This window comes from Halogeometricum sp. CBA1124 (assembly GCF_009741955.1).
Taxonomy (GTDB): Archaea; Halobacteriota; Halobacteria; order Halobacteriales; family Haloferacaceae; genus Halogeometricum; species Halogeometricum rufum.
The window spans coordinates 1-16,357 of the sequence record NZ_WPCD01000064.1 but is presented as its reverse complement, the minus strand read 5'-3'; the positions used below and the strand labels follow the sequence as shown (position 1 = coordinate 16,357).

The 16,357-nt window shown below is 70.3% G+C and carries 8 protein-coding genes and 7 pseudogenes; 10 read left to right on the top strand and 5 right to left on the bottom strand.

All coding sequences use genetic code 11. The features are described 5' to 3' along the window. Positions 1–2,350: pseudogene (gene ppk1 / locus GJ632_RS10035) on the bottom strand (polyphosphate kinase 1); the annotation flags it as partial. Between the two features lie 224 nt (positions 2,351–2,574). Here ppk1 and solA point away from each other — a divergent pair. From solA to GJ632_RS10010, 5 genes and pseudogenes are all read left to right on the top strand, one after another. Further along, positions 2,575–3,704, top strand: a pseudogene (solA, locus tag GJ632_RS25345) (N-methyl-L-tryptophan oxidase). A gap of 77 nt (positions 3,705–3,781) precedes the next feature. Next, positions 3,782–4,944, top strand: a pseudogene (locus tag GJ632_RS10025) (tRNA sulfurtransferase). 133 nt (positions 4,945–5,077) lie between these two features. Further along, positions 5,078–5,350, top strand: a complete 273-nt coding sequence (locus tag GJ632_RS10020) for a hypothetical protein (protein WP_191452839.1) — start codon at positions 5,078–5,080, stop codon at positions 5,348–5,350. A gap of 55 nt (positions 5,351–5,405) precedes the next feature. Then, positions 5,406–5,860, top strand: a pseudogene (locus GJ632_RS10015) (DUF5804 family protein). A gap of 101 nt (positions 5,861–5,961) precedes the next feature. Further along, on the top strand, positions 5,962–6,783 hold the full coding sequence (locus tag GJ632_RS10010; RefSeq protein ID WP_231751465.1) for an alpha/beta fold hydrolase: 822 nt from the start codon (positions 5,962–5,964) through the stop codon (positions 6,781–6,783). A 22-nt stretch (positions 6,784–6,805) separates the two neighbouring features. Here the strand turns inward: GJ632_RS10010 and GJ632_RS10005 are convergent, their stop codons facing one another. After that, positions 6,806–7,807, bottom strand: a complete 1,002-nt coding sequence (locus GJ632_RS10005; protein WP_191452838.1) for a PLP-dependent cysteine synthase family protein — start codon at positions 7,805–7,807, stop codon at positions 6,806–6,808. 160 nt (positions 7,808–7,967) lie between these two features. Here GJ632_RS10005 and GJ632_RS10000 point away from each other — a divergent pair, with 160 nt between their 5' ends. Together GJ632_RS10000 and GJ632_RS09995 are read left to right on the top strand one after the other, a co-directional pair. After that, complete coding sequence (locus GJ632_RS10000) at positions 7,968–8,354, top strand: thioredoxin (RefSeq protein WP_191452837.1); 387 nt, start codon at positions 7,968–7,970, stop codon at positions 8,352–8,354. Between the two features lie 53 nt (positions 8,355–8,407). Further along, positions 8,408–9,223: a hypothetical protein gene (locus tag GJ632_RS09995; protein WP_191452836.1), complete on the top strand. Its 816-nt coding sequence runs from the start codon at positions 8,408–8,410 to the stop codon at positions 9,221–9,223. A 20-nt stretch (positions 9,224–9,243) separates the two neighbouring features. Here GJ632_RS09995 and GJ632_RS09990 read toward each other — a convergent pair. Both GJ632_RS09990 and GJ632_RS09985 read right to left on the bottom strand, forming a co-directional pair. After that, positions 9,244–11,430: pseudogene (locus GJ632_RS09990) on the bottom strand (thioredoxin domain-containing protein). A gap of 85 nt (positions 11,431–11,515) precedes the next feature. Continuing rightward, positions 11,516–12,898, bottom strand: coding sequence for a PQQ-like beta-propeller repeat protein (locus GJ632_RS09985; protein ID WP_231751464.1), 1,383 nt, complete (start codon positions 12,896–12,898; stop codon positions 11,516–11,518). 183 nt (positions 12,899–13,081) lie between these two features. Between GJ632_RS09985 and purD the strand changes: the two are divergent. The 3 genes and pseudogenes from purD to GJ632_RS24965 form a co-directional block, all read left to right on the top strand. Further along, positions 13,082–14,372: pseudogene (gene purD / locus GJ632_RS09980) on the top strand (phosphoribosylamine--glycine ligase). Between the two features lie 477 nt (positions 14,373–14,849). Then, complete coding sequence (locus tag GJ632_RS22060) at positions 14,850–15,377, top strand: CPBP family intramembrane glutamic endopeptidase (protein WP_197427958.1); 528 nt, start codon at positions 14,850–14,852, stop codon at positions 15,375–15,377. 51 nt (positions 15,378–15,428) lie between these two features. After that, a pseudogene (locus GJ632_RS24965) lies at positions 15,429–15,935 on the top strand (acyltransferase); the annotation flags it as partial. Positions 15,936–16,053: 118 nt separating this feature from the next. Here the strand turns inward: GJ632_RS24965 and GJ632_RS22055 are convergent. After that, positions 16,054–16,357, bottom strand: a 304-nt coding sequence (locus GJ632_RS22055; protein WP_394351793.1) for a hypothetical protein, incomplete at its 5' end; no start/stop codon positions are given.

The window sequence follows — 16,357 nt, the reverse complement described above, 5'->3', positions numbered from 1 at the left end:
GACCGACACCGCGCGCACTCGCCGCACGGGATGCCAGGTTCGAGGGCCACCTCGTCGCCGGCCCCCCCTTCGTCGCCGGCACCGGCCCCGTCGCTGCCGTCCTCGCTTCCCGTCTCGGACCGGGGCGCGACGAGGAGTTCTTCGGACACGGCCGGGTGGCCGGTGGGGATGCCGCGGGTCGCGTCCCGGCCGTGCGCGGACGCCGCCTGCTCCATCAGAATCGACTGCATGTTGACGACTGGTTCGCCGTCCGCGGGGTGTTGCTGGTCGTACGACCCGTCCGCGTTCATCGTCCACCGCTTGCGGTTGTCGGTCATCGACAGTTCGAGGACGAACCGGAGTTGCTCGCGGATGTCGCGGTCCTCGACCGGCGCGACGGCCTCCACGCGCTTGTCGAGGTTGCGTTCCATCCAGTCGGCCGACCCGATGAACCACGCGGGGTCGCCGCCGGCGTCACCGGTCGCCCGCGAGGGCGGGGGGCTCCCGCCGTTCTCGAAGTAGAAGATGCGCGAGTGTTCGAGGAAGCGGTCCACGACGCTGTGGACGGTGACGTTCTCGCTCACGTCGTCGAGTCCCGGGCGGAGGCGGCAGATGTCCCGCACCACGAGGTCGACGTCCACGCCGGCCATCGACGCGCGGTACAACTCCTCGACCATCTTCGGGTCCTCCAGTCCGTTCACCTTGACGACGATGCGGGCGTCCTCGCCGTGTAGCGCGTACTGGGCCTCCTTGCGGATGTAGCGGGTGAACTCCTCCCGCATCGTCACCGGCGCGATGAGGAGTTTGCGGAACTGCTCGTCCAGCGAAGGGCCGGTGAAGAAGTTGAACACCTTCACGAGGTCCTGCCCGATGTCTCGGTCGGCCGTGAGCAGACCGAGGTCGACGTAGCCCTTCGCCGTCTCGGAGTGGTAGTTGCCGGTGGCGACGTGCGAGTACAACTGCACGCCGTCGTCCTCCTCGCGGACGACCAGCGCCGTCTTCGTGTGCGTCTTCAGGCCGATGGTGCCGTAGGCGACGTGGATGCCCTCCTCCTCCAGTCGGCGGACCCACTCCAGGTTGTTCTGCTCGTCGAACCGCGCCTTCAACTCGACCATCACCGCCACCTGCTTGCCGTTCTCGGCGGCCTCGATGAGGCTCTGGATGACCTGCGAGTCCGAGGCCGTCCGGTAGATGGCGGCCTTGATGGCGAGGACGTCGGGGTCCGTGGCCGCCTCGTCGAGGAACCGCTGGACGGTGTCGTCGAAGGAGTGGTACGGGTGGTGCAACAGGATGTCGTCGCGGCGAATCTCCGAGAACACCGTCGGCGTCGACTCCGCCGACACCTCGGTCGGTCCGGTGCCGCGTTCGAGTCGCGGGTGCAACTGCGGCGTCCACGAGTCGAGTTTCAGGTCCGGTCGGTCGAAGTCCACGAGCGACATGAACTCGCGGTGGTCGAGGGGGCCGGGGAGGCGGAACACCTCGTCCTCGGCGATGTCGAGTTGCTCCCGCAGGAGGTCCACCACGACTTCGGGGGCGTCCTCCTCGACTTCGAGGCGGACGACGGTGGCGAAACGGCGTTGCTCGATGACCTCCTGAATCATGTCGATGAGGTCCTCGGCGACTTCCTCGTTCCGCCGCACCTCCGCGTTGCGCGTGAGGCGGAACACCGTGGTGTCGACGACTTCGACGTCGGGAACAGGAGGTCGAGGTTCGAGCGGATGACCTCCTCCAGCAGGACGTACTCGTCGTCGTCGACTTCGACGAGTCGCGGGCGGTTCTGCGGAATCTTCACGCGCGTGAACGTCGGTTCCTCGCCGGCGTCGGGCCGCGTCATCACGGCCAGCGAGAGGCTGAGATTGGAGATGAACGGGAACGGATGTGCGGGGTCGAACGCCAGCGGTGTCAGCGTCGGGAGGACCGACTCCTCGAAGTACTGTCGCATCCGCTCCCGTTGGGACGCGGTCAGGTCGTCGTAGCCGTGGACGTAGATACCCTCGTCGGCGAGGGCGCCGCGAATCTCGTCGAGGTAACACTCGGCCTGCGCGCGGAACATCGGCCGGGCCTTCTCCAGCACCTCCGTCAACTGCTGTCTCGGCGTGCGACCGTCCACGGTCTGTTCGGTCACGTCGGCGTCTATCTGCTGTTTGAGCCCGCCGACCCGTTTCATGAAGAACTCGTCCATGTTCTTCGTGAACAGCGAGAGGAAGCGGACGCGTTCGAGGAGCGGTTGCCGGTCGTCCAGCGCCTCGTGGAGGACGCGGCGCTGGAACTCCATCTCGCTCAGTTCACGGTTGAGGTAGAACTGCGGGTCGGTCAGGTCGACGTCGATATCGTCCGGTTCGTACGGTTCGATTCCCAATGTATCTTCCATCAGCGGAGTTCGGCAGTAGATGTTCGAACGTACGGCACGTTTTCCGCGGTCACTCGTTACGAACCGATGACCACGACCGCATTAAGCGTTTTATATTGGTAACCTATGCGCCACACCTTGATATTAGTTCACAAACGTGGAGTATATAGACGCACGACCCCGTCGGGGTGCGCCGGCGACGCGTTCGACAGCAGTTACTTTACCGCCGGCCGGGAACGGCGACCATGCAGAGTCGATACGACGCCGTCGTCGTCGGCGTCGGCGGTATGGGGAGTGCGACGGCGTTCCACCTGGCGGCCCGCGGGGCGGACGTCCTCGGACTGGAGCGCTACGACATCCCGCACGAGAGGGGTTCCTCGCACGGGGTGACCAGAATCATCCGGAGAGCGCAGTACGAACACCCGGCGTACGTCCCCCTCGTCGAACGGTCCTACGACCTGTGGCGGGCGTTGGAGGAGCGAACCGGACGCGACCTGCTCTTCGTCACGGGCGGCATCGACGCCGGACCGCCCGACAGTCAGGTGTTCGACGGGTCACGGCGGTCCTGCGAGGCCCACGGAATCGACCACGAACTGCTCTCGGCGGCCGAGGTGAACGAACGGTTCCCGGGGTACGACCTGCCCGAGGGCCACCGCGCCGTCTACCAACCCGACGGCGGCTTCCTCGTCCCAGAGCAGTGCATCGTCGCCCACGTCGAGGCCGCGCAGGCCGAGGGCGCGGAGATTCGGGCGCGCGAACCGATGCGGCACTTCGCGCCGTTGCCCGACGGCGGCGTGCGGGTGACGACGCCGAAGGGGACGTACGAGGCGGACCGACTCGTCGTGACCGCGGGCGCGTGGGCGCCGAAACTCGTCCCCGAACTCCGCGGCGTCGCCGTCCCCGAACGGCAGGTACTCGCGTGGCTTCAGCCGACCGACCCGCCGGCGTCGACCCGGAGCACTTCCCGGTGTTCGTCCACGAAGACGGTGACGCCCACTACTACGGCTTCCCCAGACACGACGTTCCGGGCTTCAAGTTCGGGCGCTTCAACCACTTCGAGGAGACGGTCGACCCCGACGAGATGGACCGCGAACCGCGCCCCGCGGACGAACGGGTGCTCCGAGACTACGCCGAACGCTGCTTCCCGACGGGGGCCGGGCCGACGATGAAACTCGCCACGTGCCTGTTCACCAACACTCCGGACGGACACTTCGTCCTCGACAGACACCCCGACCACCCGCAGGTCACCGTCGGCGCGGGCTTCTCGGGTCACGGCTTCAAGTTCGCGAGCGTCGTCGGGGAGGTACTCGCGGACCTCGCCCTCGACGGGACCACCGACCACGACACCGACCTGTTCCGGATGGGCCGGTTCTGAGTGCGGACCGGGAGGCGTCATCGGTCGCGACTCGGCCGAGGCGCTAGCCTCATATCGGTGGACACAGTAGCCCGTCTGTGACCGAAGCGGACGCCGTCCTCGTCGGATTCGGCGAGTTCGGAACCAAGAGCAGCGAGGTGCGCGCGAAGATGGCCGACCGGTTGGCCGGGAGCGTCCGCTCACTCCTCGAAACCCGCGGCATCGCTGGCGAGGTGGACCGGCGGTGGTCCCGTCTCGTCGTCCGCACGCCCCGTCCGGAGGCCGTCGCCGAAGCGGTGGCGACGCTCCCCGCGTCGCGTTCGCTCGCCCCGTCCTCGTGGTCGAGGCGACGCGGGACGACGTCTTCGACGCACTCCGAACGCTCGCCCGCGACCACGGACCCGAGGAGTCGTTCGCCGTCGACGGCACGCGGGTCGGCCCCGCGGACAGACACGCGTTCTCCGGTCGGGACCTGAACGTCGAGGGCGGCCGACTCGTCGAGGAACTGACGGGCGCGCCCGTCGAGTTGGACGACCCCGACCGGACGTACCGAATCGAGGTCCGCGGCGACGACGCGTTCGTCTCCACCGTCCGGTTCGAGGGCCCGAACGGGCTCCCCCTCGGCACGCAGGGGCGCGTGGCAGTCCTCGTCAGCGGCGGCATCGACTCGCCCGTCGCGGCGTGGCGACTGATGCGTCGCGGGTGCGTCCCGGTGCCCGTCTACGTGGACCTCGGCGACTACGGCGGGGCGGACCATCGCGCCCGGGCGTTCGAGGTGATACGGACGCTCGCCGAACGCGCCCCCGGCGAGGACGTCCGCCCCCGCGTCGTGGACGGGTCGGCGGTGGTGGACCGACTCGTCGCCGACGTCGGCGACACCCGCATGCTGTCGCTCCGCCGGGCCATGCTGGTGATGGCGGAGGCAGTCGCCCGACGGGACGGCGCCCACGCCGTCGCGACGGGCGAGTCCCTCGGACAGAAGTCGAGTCAGACCGGCGCGAACATCGCCGCGACGGACGCGGCGGCGACGCTCCCGGTCCACCGCCCCCTCCTGACGGCGGACAAGTCCGACATCGTCGCCGAGGCCCGGCGAATCGGCACGTACGACGACTCGACGCTCCCCGCCGGCTGTGAGCGTGTCGCGCCGGCGCACCCGGAGACGAACGCCTCCCTCGACGCGGTGGTCGACCGCGAACCCGACGAACTGCTCGCGATGGCGCGCGACGCCGGCGAGTCCGCCTCGGTGGCGGACCTCGACTGAGCCGACCGCGGCAGTCCGGCGGTTGTGTGAGTATCTGTCCCGTGCCGAGAGATAACTACACGAACGTACGTGTTTTCCAATGAACGACCGGTGTAAAATGGGTTTACATAGCTGAAGCGCGTACGTCCGTCCGATGACAGAGACTCGCCGCCCCCCCTCCTCGAACGCCGGTGCGGGGTGGACCGTCAGGCAGGTCACTCCCCGCGCCCGATGGCGTCGCGGGAGCGACACCTGCCCGGCGTGCGGTGCGACCGTCGAACTCGACGACGCCCACTATCAAGTAGAACTCGACCGCGAACGTCCGCGGACCCGCCGCGAGAAGTTGACGCGGGAGCGCAGACTCCTCTCGTTCTGTGACGAGACGTGCGCGGACGAGTGGGTGTCGACGTTCGACCGCATCGACTGACGGCGCGGCCGCCGCATCGGAACCGATAAAGCCCGCCCGCGTCAGGTGACCGAACGTGACGCGGGTCTGTTTCGTCGGGTCGCCCGACGTGAACGTGCAGTACGAACTGCTGTCGAGAGACACGGCGCGGGCCGCCCTCTCGACCTACGAGATTTCCGACCCGTTCGAGAACTCGCTTGCCGTCGACACCGTGAGCATCGGCGCCGCCGTCTCGCTGTGTAACGACCTGAACTGGTATCTCGTCCGCTTCGTCGACCACGTGTTCGTGATGGAGCCGAGCGTCTCCGGCGACGAGTGGCTCTCGCGCCGCCTCGCGGAGGGGGTCCGCGACGGCGACGTCCGCCCGGAGGAGACGAAGGAACTCCTCGCCGTCTACGCGTCGAGGACGGACGACTGGTCGAACCGATGTACGTCTCGCGCCGCCCGGACGGGTCGATACCGTCCTACGACCTCCGCGACGTGGCGGAGACGGTGGTCGTTCGCGTGGCCGAGTCGGAGTTCGGCGGGTAGTCGGCGGGTAGTCAGCGGGTAGCCGGCGGGTCGTCGCCGCGGCCGGGCGGACAGTCAGACGCGCCTATAGCTTTTTTTCCCAGAACGCAGAAGGGACCCGTATGCAGGTCCCCCACGGCGCGACGAGACGCGAGACGACGCTCGACGGACTGCGCGTCTCCTCGCTGGTCGCCGGCGAACCGTCGGACCCGTCGGTCGTCCTCGTCCACGGCGGGGGACTCGACAGCGCCGAACTGTCGTGGTGCGAGCTGATACCGGCGCTGAGCGACGACTACCGCGTCTACGCCGTCGACCTCCCGGGGTACGGCGACAGCGACCCGCCCGAACGCGTCCCGACGACGGACTACTACGTGCGCGTCCTCGAACGGTTCCTCGACGCCGAGGGCGTCGAATCCCCCGCGCTCGTCGGCGTCTCCCTCGGCGGCGCCATCTCGCTCGGCTACGCCCTCGAACACCCCGACGACGTGTCGGCGCTGGTCGCCATCGACAGTTACGGGCTCGGCGGGTCGGTGCCCGGCGGTCCGCTCGGCGCGCTGTTCGTCCGCCTGCCCCGCCTGTCGGAGTGGTCGTGGCGCGCCACCGCGCGGAGTCGGACGCTCGCGTACTTCGCCGTCCGCGCCATCGTCGCCTACGGGAACGTCCGCCGACGCGTCGTGGACGAGGTGTACGAGGCGGCCGCCGAGAACGACGGGAGCGCGTGGCGCGCGTTTCAGCGGGCCGAAGTCGGCTTCACCGGCCCCCGGACGAACTACGTGGACCGGCTCCCGGATCTCGCGGTGCCGACGCTGTTCGTCCACGGCGAGGACGACAGGTTCGTCCCCTCGGCGTGGTCGGTGCGCGCGGGGTCGCTGGTGCCCGACGCCGAGGTGCGAACCTCCCGGAGTGCGGTCACTGGCCGCCCAGAGAACAGCCGCAGCGCGTGAACTCGCTCGTCCGCCTGTTCCTTCAGTCGAACATGCCGGTGGACATGTAGCGCTCGCCGCTGTCCCAGAACACCGTGACGACGAGGGGGCAGTCGTCGGCCGACTCGGAGCGGCCGGGGCCGCCGTCCGCGCGGGCGTCGCCGTCCTCGGGCACGTCCTCGACGACGTAGCGTTCGGGCGGTTCGGGGCAGTTCGCCTCCGGCGTGGCGAGTCGTTCGGCGACGCGCTTGGCCGCGAGGTTCGACGCACCCGAGGACTGGCCGACGAGGATGCCCTCCTCGCGGGCGAGGCGGCGACACTCGGCCTCGGCGTCTTCGAGCGGGACCGTCTCCACGTGGTCTATCAGGTCCGTGTCGAGGTTCGGGCTGACGAACCCCGGTCCCATCCCCTGGTAGTCGTCGCTGCCGGCCTCGCCCGTCGACAGGACGGGATTCTCGGCGGGTTCGACGGCGACGACCTCCATCTCGGGGAACTCCTCGCGGAGGCGACGGCCGTTGCCCGAGAGCGTCCCGCCGGTGCCGACGCCGGCGACGAGGGCGTCTATCTCTCGGTCGCCCACCTGTTCGAGAATCTCCTCGGCCGTCGTGCGGTAGTGCGCACGGGGGTTCGACTCGTTCTCGAACTGACGGAGTTGGGTCATCCCCTCGGCCTCCAGTTCGTCCGCTCGGTCCTTCGCGGCGGAGATGTCGCCCTCGACGAGTTCGATGTCCGCGCCATAGGCGCGCATTATCTCGCGCCGCTCCTTCGAGGCCGACGCCGACATGACGATGGTCAGGTCGTACCCCTTCGCGGCGGACACCATCGCCAGTCCGATGCCGGTGTTGCCGCTGGTCGGTTCGACCAGTCGGTCGCCGGGCGCTATCTCGCCGGCGCGTTCGGCCGCCTCGATCATGGCGAGTGCCGGGCGGTCCTTCGCCGACCCGCCGGGGTTCTTCGACTCCACCTTGGCCGCTATCGTCGCGCCCTCGGGCGACGACACCTCGACCAGCGGGGAGCCGATGGTTTCGAGAATGTTGGCGTCCATCGTCGTCCGGTAGTAGGTTCGGCCCGAAAACGGTGGCGGACGGGGGCAAGAGACGCCGATACCCGCCGCGGCCGGTACGAATCCGCGTCGCACCGCGCGACGGACGGCGAACCTCTCCGCCACCGCGCGCTTTACGTCGCCGCGGCCGCTACCCGGTCGCATGGCCGACGCCGAATCCGGAACGCTCGACACGATGCAGCCGAACCCCGCGTGGGACGCCGCCTCCTACGAGGACGCAGTGGACGCCCTCGCCGAGGACGGACTCGTCTTCAAGGTGTGGGGCGGTGACTGGTGCAAAGACTGCCGCACTCAACTGCCGGACTTCGCCGCCGCCCTGCGGGCCGCGGAGGTACCCGAAGAGAACGTCGAACACTACCCCGTCGAGAAGGCCGACGACGGCAGCAAGGTCGGCCCCCTCGTCGAGGAGTACGACGTCGAACGCATCCCCACCGTCGTCGTCGAACGCGAAGGGGAGGAAGTCGCCCGCTTCGTCGAGGAGGAACGCGTCTCCGTCGCCGTCTACCTCGCCCGGCAACTCTCCGAGTAGCGCGTCTCCAGCCCCGTCCCCGCTCCGGACCTATCTACCCCTCCCCTCCACAGATGCCCGCAGACGACTTCGAAGGCACGCACACGCTCCTGAGCGACGACTACGCCGGCGCGCTCGCGCGAACGGTCGACTCGCTGGTCCCGTACGCCGACCGAGGACTCGTCAGACTCGACGACCCGTGGTTGGAGGAAGAACCGGACGGCGAGGACTGCCGCGAGGCGTGGGAGGCGGTCCGCGACCGGTTCGAGCGCGCGCCGGGCGACGACGCGAGTTCCCGAGAAGCGTGGCGCGTCGAACTCGTGGACGACGGAACGGGTTTGGATGCACTTTCACGTCTGGTCGAACTGGCGGGCGGCATCGCGGGCCGACACTTCGTCTTCGAGGTGGAACTCGCGCGCGAGGGGCGGACCGCGCTGAGCGCGATGCCGCACCACTCGGACCTCCGAGTCGACGCCGACGCGCTCCCCGAGGCGGCGTTCGCGGCCGCCGAAGACGCGCTCTCGGGACTTCCGGCCTGTCTGGTCGCGGACGAGTTCCGCGAGTGGGAGGCCGACGGGCGCAGGTGGCGCGTCGGTCCGGCCGTCTGCAAAGAGACGCTGGACGAACGGCGGGCGAGTTGCTACGGCATCGCCAATCTCCGCGGCGTCGCCGTCGCCGCCGACGGGACGACGCTCCGACTGTCATGGGGACTGGACGGCCCCGTCTCCGACGACCCCATCGGGAAGGCGCTGACGTGGACGCTGGAGAAACTGTACCGCCCGCCAGCGGCGCTTCCCTGTGGAGACGCCGAACGGGCGGAGCGAGTGGCGACGTTCCTCGCCGAGACGCTCCGGCGGTTCGACGGCCGAGAGATACGCGGCGAGGCGTGAGCGACGGCCGGACGAGCGGGTCAGTCGAAGCCCGCGTCCACGTCGTCCAAGTCCACGTCCGAGTCGAGGTCCACGTCCGAGTCGAGGTCCACGTCCGGGCCGCCCTCGAACCACGAGAGCGCTTCCTCGACGGAGTGGGCGGGCGGCGAACAGGCGCGGCCCTCGCAGGCGTAGACGGTCGGTTCGCCGTCGCGCATCTCCCGACCCCGCCAGACCGGCGGCACCTCGTCCAGACTCAGCGCGTCCAGCCACGGCGACAGGTCGTCGTCCGTCGGCGGCCGAACCGAGAGGACGGCGTCGGGGACGTAGCGTTCGGCCAGCGACCGGCGGAACGACTCGGGAAGGCCGTCGGCCGCGACGACGACTTCGACCCGCCGCGGGCGCGCTTCTCGGCCGCCAGCGCCAGCGAGACGTGTTCGAGCGGCCGGCCGCGGATGCGGTCGGCGTGCGTGTCGAGCACCGCCCCCGCGACGGCGGCGAAGTCGGCGTCCGGGGCGAAGGCGTCGAGGTCCGACAGCAGGGAGACGGCAACGCCGACGCTGGACGGCGTCGACTGGTCCTGTAGCTCCTGCGGGCGGGTGACGAGCGCTTCGCCGTCGGCGGGCGTGAAGTAGAGCGTCCCCGCCGCCTCGTCGTAGAACGACGCGACGATTTCGCGGGCGAGGTCGACGGCGAACGCGAGGTGGGCCACGTCGCCCGTGGTCTGGTACAGGTCGAACGCGCCGCGGGCGAGGAAGGCGTAGTCCTCGAGGTAGCCCGCACCTTTCACGTCGCCGTCCTTGAACCGGCGGGAGAGCCTCCGCTCGTCGGCGTCCCAGAGACGGTCGCGGACGAACTCGAGCGCGTCGGCCGCGAGTTCGGCGTACTCGTCGCCGAGGACGAGGCCGCCGCGCGCGAGGCTCGAAATCATCAGGCCGTTCCAGCCGGCCAGCACCTTCTCGTCGCGGGGCGGCCGCGTCCGCGACTCGCGGGCCTCGAACAGCGTCTCGCGGGCGGCGTCGAGGTGGTCGACGACGTCCTCGGTCGTCAGCCCGTGCGCCTCGGCCACCTCGTCGACCGGCGTCGAGACGGTGAGGACGGTGGTGCCGTTCTCGAAGTTCCCGCCGGACGTGACGCCGTAGTAGTCGCAGAACACGTCGGCGCGCGTCTCGTCGGCCAGCGTATCCCGCACCTGCTCGGGGGTCCGAGACGTAGAACGTCCCCTCCTCGCCGCCGCTCTGCGCGTCGAGCGTGCTGTAGAAGCCGCCGTCGGGGTGGCGGAGTTCCCGCGCGACGAAGTCGAACGTCTCGCGGGCGACTTCGGCGTAGTCCGCGCGGCCCGTGAGGCGGTGCGCGGCGAGGTAGGCGCGGGGAATCTCGGCGTTGTCGTACAGCATCTTCTCGAAGTGCGGGACGGTCCACTGTCGGTCGGTCGCGTAGCGGTGGAAGCCGCCGCCGACGTGGTCGTACAGGCCGCCGTTCGCCATCGCGTCCAGCGTCTCCATCGCCACGGCGAGCGGTTCGTCCTCGCCGGAGTGGACGGACGACCGGAGGAGGGCCTCGACGCGGCCGGGTTGGGGGAACTTCGGGCCGCCGGAGCCGAAGCCGCCGTACTCGCGGTCCGCGCCGCGGAGGGCGGCCTTGGCCACCTCGCCGAGAATCTCGGTGCCGGGCGACTCGCCCGGGTCGTCCGGCGTCTCCTCCAGTTGGTCGCGAATCGCGCTCGTCCACTGCTCGGCGCGGTTCTCTATCTCCTCGCGGTCGTTCTCCCACGCGTCGGCGAACGACCGGCAGAGGTCGAGGAAGCCGGGGACGTTGCCCCTGTCCCGCCGTTCTTCCTTCGGGAAGTACGTGCCGACGTAGAACGGCTTGCCCTGCGGCGTGAGCCAGACGGAGAGGGGCCACCCGCCGCCGCCGGAGACGAGTTGGCAGATGGTCTGGTAGATTCGGTCCAGGTCGGGTCGCTCCTCTCTGTCCACCTTGACCGGGACGTACGACTCGTTCAGCACCTGCGCCACCGCCTCGTCCTCGAAGCTCTCGTCGGCCATGACGTGACACCAGTGGCACGCCGAGTAGCCGACCGAGAGGAAGATGGGGCGGTCCTCCTCGCGGGCGGCCTGCAGGGCCGTCTCGTCCCACGGTTGCCAGTTCACCGGGTTGTCGGCGTGTTGCTGGAGGTACGGGCTCTGCTCGTCGGCCAACCGATTGCGCCCCAACGCGTCGCTCATACCCGAAGGACGGTGCCGCGGCGACTAAAGGACCGTGGAGACGGCGACTCGGTGCGTCGCCGGCGGGGTCGGCCGCGTCAGGGCGTCAGGGCGAGGAGGGTCGACCGGCCGTCGGCGAGGTAGGCGGTGTCGGCGACGCCGACGCGTCGAAGACGGTGTCGCGGCCGAACGAGGCGGTGGCCTCGCCCGCGGAGTCGACGGCGTAGACGGTCTTGAACGGGTCGTCGGCGTCCTCGGCGGTGATGGCGGTGGCGACCAGCGAGTCGTTCGTCGCCGCCTCCGGCCACGCGTTGTTCGACGGCGGGGCGAACGTCCAGCGTTCGCCGCCCGCGGCGTCGTACGCCGTCGCGGCGTCCTGTCGGACGCCGGACCGCGTGTAGAGCGTGTCGCCGTCGGGGTCGCGGAGCAACCACTGCCCGTAGTCGTCGTCGCGCCAGACGACGGTGCCGTCGGCGTCGACTGCGACGACGGCGTCGCCGCCGGCGTACAGTCGGTCGCCGGCGAGGCGGAGTTCGTGGACCGGCGCGTCGTACCGCCAGTCCACGTCGCCGTTCGCCGCGACGCCGGACAGGGTCGCCCCCTCGTTCTCGCCGGTGAGGACGAACGCTCGGTCGCCGGCGACTTCGACCCGCGTCGCCGGGCCGTCGCCGACGGTGAAGCGCCTCGCACCGTCGCGGCCGAGGACGACCAGTCCGCCGTCGGTGGCGACGACGACGCCCCACTCGCCGACGGCGACGTCCTCGACGGCGGTGAACGTCCGTTCCCACGCGACCGTTCCGTCGGTGGGGTCGACCCCGTAGACGACCGTCGTGAGCGGTTCCTCGGGCGTCTGATGGCTCATCGGCGTCTGGTCGGCCGGCGGGAAGAACTCCAGACCGGTGGCGACGAGGAGGCCCGCGGAGACGCCCGCGACGCCGAGTTCCCGGTCGCGTTCCAGCGACCACCGTTCGTCGCCGGACGCCCGGTCGAACGCGTGGAGGGCGGTCCACTCCCGTTCGTCGGCCCGGCCGGCCACCGCGTAGACGGTGTCGCTGTCGAGCGTCACGCCCCACCCGCCGCGGGCGATTCGCTGGTAGGAGGCGTGGGACCCGCCGACCGCCTCGCCGTCCATCGGCGTTCGCCACCGGACCGACCGGTCGCCGGGGTCGACGGCCGCGACGGCCGAGTCGCCGCCGTCCCGACTCAGCGTCACGTACAGGGGCCCGCCGGCGTCGGCGGCGTCGGCGGCGTCCAGACCCAAGACGTGCCAGTCGTCGAACGACAGCGTCCAGTCGGGCGACCACGTCGGCAGGTCGCCGGGCGTCGTCGTCGGGGCGTCGTCGGCCCCGTTCGGGGCCGATTCGGTCGCGTTGGCGGTGTCGGCCGAGGCGGTGCCGTCGCCGCGGCGTGGACTGCCGACGCACCCGGTCGTCGTCGCCCCCGCTATCGCGCCCGCGCCCAGTCGGAGGAAGCGTCTGCGAGAGACCATACACCCCGTCTCGGAGGGACCAGAAAGGGCCTTCCGGTGAGTGAAAGGGGCGTTTGAGAGTTCCTCGCGCGGGCCGGGACGCGGAGTCGCGAGCCCCCGCCGGCCCAAGAATATGCACGAACGTGTTCAGAACCGGTCGTGAAAAGAACAACCTTTACACTCTCGTGTGAGGTGACTTCGCGTATGACGGAGACGGCGCTTCTCGTCGGCGGCGGCGGCCGCGAACACGCCATCGCGCGTGCGTTGACTGCCAGCCCCGACTGCGAACTGTACGCGTGTGCGAGCAACCGCAACCCCGGCATCGCGTCGCTCGCGGCCGGGTTCGAGCAGGTGTCGGAGACGGCGGCCGACGACATCGTCGCCTGCGCGACCGAGGTGGGCGCGGACGTGGCCGTCGTCGGCCCCGAGTCGGCCCTCGAAGCGGGCGTCGCGGACGCCCTCGACGACGCCGGCGTCTACACGTTCGGCCCCCGGGCCGACGACGCCCGCATCGAGACGGACAAGCGTTCCAGCGGGAGTTCATGGCCGAAGAGTCGATTCCGGGCTGCCCCGACTTCGCCGTGTTCGAGGACACCGAGGCCGCCTGCGAGTACGTCGACGACTACGACGGCGACCTGGCGGTCAAGCCCGCCGGTCTGACCGGCGGCAAGGGCGTGAAGGTCACCGGCGACCAGGTGACGAAAGAGGAGGCCAAAGCGTACCTGCGCGACTCCGACTACGACGAAGTCGTCCTCGAAGAGCGACTCGTCGGCGAGGAGTTCACCGTACAGGCGTTCGTGGCGAACGGGGACGTGCGCCCGACGCCCGCCGTACAGGACCACAAGCGCGCCTACGAGGGCGACGAGGGGCCGAACACCGGCGGCATGGGCAGTTACAGCGACGCCGCCGCGGAACTGCCGTTCATGTCGTTCGACGACTACGCGGCGGCCGTCGAGATTCTGGAGGCCACCGTGGCGGCGTTGGACGACTACAAGGGCGTCCTCTACGGCCAGTTCATGCTCACGGCCGAGGGCGTGAAGGTAGTGGAGTTCAACGCCCGGTTCGGCGACCCCGAGGCGATGAACACGCTACCCGTCCTCGAGACGCCGTTCCTCGACGTGGTGACGGCCGGCCGCGACGGCGACGAACTGCCGGAACTCGAGTTCGCGGGCAAGGCGACGGTGTGCAAGTACGCCGTCCCCGACGGCTACCCGACGGACCCCGATTCGGGGGCGCGCATCGAGGTGGACGAGGAGAACGTCGGCGACGCCCTCCTGTTCTACGCCAGCGTCGACGCCCGCGAGGACGGCCTCTACACGACCACCTCGCGGTCGTTCGCCGTCGTCGGCGTCGAAGACACCATCGAGGCGGCCGAACGGTCGGCGGAGGCGGGACTCGCCGCGGCGGGCGAGGGCCTGCGCGTCCGGCACGACATCGGTAAGCCCGAACTCGTGCAACGCCGCATCGACACGTGGCCGAGTTGCGCGACGAGTAACCGCCTTCTCGGGGGCTGACAATCGGGCGTCGGATTGTTGCTCCGGCGCGACGAACGACGAGTCGGTGGTCGCGATGGACGACACGCGCGGCGTCGACGACGGCGGACGCAACGACGACAACGGACGTAGCGACGGCGACGGCGGACGCGGGCGGGACGGACGCGTCGCCCGCCTCCGCGGCCGCGGCGTCGGTTCCCCGTGGGCGTTCCCCGTCGTCTATCTCGGTTGGGCGTACGCCTGGTGGGCGCTCGTCGTCGCCTCCGGGGAGTCGGTGTGGTCGTTCCCGAACGTGGCGTTCTTCCTCGTCGGGGGTCTCAGCCCCGTCATCGCCGGACTGGGTCTCACGTGGCTCGCCAGCGGACGGGCCGGACTCCGTGACCTGTGGCGTCGGCTGACCGACGTGCGTCGCGTCCGTCCGCGCTGGTGGGCGGCGGCGCTGCTGGCTCTACCCTGCGCTCAACCTCGTCGTCGCCGCCGTGGGCCTGGTCACCGGCGTCACGGACGCACCGCTCGAAGTCGCCGGCCTCGACCGCCTCCTCGACCCGATAGGGCTGTTCGGCCTCCTCGCGTTCTCGCTGCTGCTCCCGTTACCCGAGGAAGTCGGCCTGCGGGGGTACTGGCTCGACCGGCTTCAGGCGCGGTGGACGGCGCTCGTCGCCAGCCTCGTCCTCGGGGTGACGTGGGCGGCGTGGCACGTGCCCCTGCTGTTCATGGAGGGGTACTACAGCACGACGACGTTCCAGCCCGAACCGGTCCCGTTCCTCGGGAGCATCGTGTTCGGCGCGGTGCTCTACACGTGGCTGTACAACAACACCGGCCGGAGCCTGCTGGTCGTCGTCGCCTTTCACTTCTCGGGTAACCTCGCCGGTGAACTCGTCGGGCTGACGCCCGCCCTGTACGGTTACGGGTTCGCCGCGACGGCCGTCGCAGCGCTCTTCGTCACCGTCTGGTGGGGCGCGGACACGCTTCGGCGCGGGGAGGAACCGGTCTCCGACCCGGCGTGAGGCGGCCCCGGGACGCGGAGCCTTTTATCCGAACGGGACCAATCGACGGCCGTGAGCGACGACAACGACGCGGCGGGCGGCCGACACCACCGAGTGCAGCGCCATCCGACGCCCGGACCGCTGAACTCCCTGCAGTACTGGACGGACGCCAAGCCCGTCTGGCGAGTCGTCCTGAACTACCTCCTCGTGTGGGTGGCGCGTATCGCCCCCTTCCTCCGGTGGAAGAACTGGGCGCTGCGCCGACTCGGCGTCACCGTCGGCCGCGGCGTCTCGTGGGGGCTGGAGGCGACGCCGGACGTGTTCTGGCCGGAACTCATCACGCTCGGCGACGACGTCATCGTCGGCTACGACTCGGTCATCCTCTGTCACGAGTTCCTGCAGGACGAGTACCGCACCGGCGAAGTCGTCGTCGAAGACCGGGCGATGATCGGCGCGAAGGCCGTGCTCCTCCCGGGCGTCCGCGTCGGCGAGGGCGCGCAGGTGGCCGCGAACTCCCTCGTCACGCGGGACGTGCCGCCGGGGGCGACGGTGGCGGGCGTCCCCGCGGGGCCGATGTCGGCGCGGAACTGGACGACGGAGACGACGCGGCGCCGGCGGCGACGCAAGCGCCGGAGACGACGCGAACGCCGGGACCGACGAGGGCGACGGCGCGTGACCGTCGCCGGGACGCGGTGACTCACGCCCGGTGGAACGCGTAGTACGAGAGGGGGAGTGCGACGAGGAGCGACGGCCAGAACCACCGCACCTGCGTGAGTGGGTCGGGCGGGGCGAAGACGGCTCCCGCGACGAACGCGGCGGCGACGGCACCCGCGCCGTGCGCGCCAGTCGCTCGCGGTCGGTCGGCGGCCGCGCGCGCCGAGTCGGCGGCGGACGAGGAGGTAGACGAGGACGAACGGCGAGACGGCGCAGACGACGGCCCAGAACCGCGCGTGGTCGCTCCCTCGGGCCGCCGCGTCGGCGAAGACGGCGTACGCGAGTGC